Annotated in this window: 2 pseudogenes; both read left to right on the top strand. The window is 75.4% G+C overall.

The window, feature by feature from the left end:
- Nucleotides 1-4 precede the first annotated feature (4 nt).
- Nucleotides 5-666 (top strand): annotated as a pseudogene (locus tag OO57_RS38990) (electron transfer flavoprotein subunit beta/FixA family protein).
- Nucleotides 667-895: 229 nt separating this feature from the next.
- Nucleotides 896-992 (top strand): annotated as a pseudogene (locus OO57_RS43375) (electron transfer flavoprotein subunit alpha/FixB family protein); the annotation flags it as partial.

Below are 992 nucleotides of genomic sequence, written 5' to 3'. Positions count from 1 at the left end.
GGCCGTGAGCTTGAGGATCGTTGTCTGTGTGAAGTACGTGCCCGACGCGACCGGTGACCGTCGCTTCGCGGACGATGCCACCACCGACCGGGAGGGCGTGGACGGCCTCCTGTCGGAGCTGGACGAGTACGGCGTCGAGCAGGCGCTGCGGATCGCGGAGGCCAACGAGGGCGCCGAGGTGACGGTGCTGACGGTGGGCCCGGACGACGCGAAGGACGCGCTGCGCAAGGCGCTGTCGATGGGCGCGGACAAGGCCGTGCACGTCAACGACGACGACATCCACGGCACCGACGCGATCGGCACCTCGGCGGTCCTGGCGGCGGCGCTGGAGAAGACCGGCTACGACCTGGTGGTGTGCGGCATGGCCTCCACCGACGGCACCATGGGCGTGCTGCCCGCGCTGCTGGCCGAGCGCCTGGGCGTGCCGCAGGCCACCTTGCTGTCCGAGGTCGCGGTGGCGGGCGGCAAGGTCACCGGCCGCCGCGACGGCGACGCGGCCACCGAGCAGGTCGAGGCGGCGCTGCCCGCCGTGGTCTCGGTCACCGACCAGTCCGGCGAGGCCCGCTACCCGCCCGCCCCGCCCGCACCAAGGGCGTCATCGTGACCGACGAGGGCGAGGGCGGCAAGCAGCTCGCCGCCTACCTCGCCGAGCAGAAGTTCATCTGACCGGCCGCCGCGCCACCGCGGGGACCCCGCCCGCCGACCACCGCGCCCCACGCGGAGCCCGGTCGGCCGGGCAGCACCCGCCCGGCGCGGACGGCCCGGCGACGGCCCCGGACCCGCCCTCGGCACCCCGGTTCGCCCCGCCACGCCCCGATGAACGACTCCCGCGCCCGCAGGCCCGCCCGGCGGCGCGCCCCCTCGTCCTCCCCCGCATCCTCAGGAGCACCCGACCATGAGTGAGATCCTGGTCCTCGTCGACCACGTTGACGGCGCCGTGCGCAAGCCCGCCCTCGAACTGCTGACCCTGGCCCGCCGCCTGGGCACCCCCT

It is taken from the genome of Kitasatospora phosalacinea (genome assembly GCF_000717185.1).
Lineage (GTDB): Bacteria > Actinomycetota > Actinomycetes > Streptomycetales > Streptomycetaceae > Kitasatospora > Kitasatospora phosalacinea_A.
The sequence above is the reverse complement of the archived record's forward strand: the minus strand, read 5'-3'. Positions and strand labels throughout refer to the sequence as shown.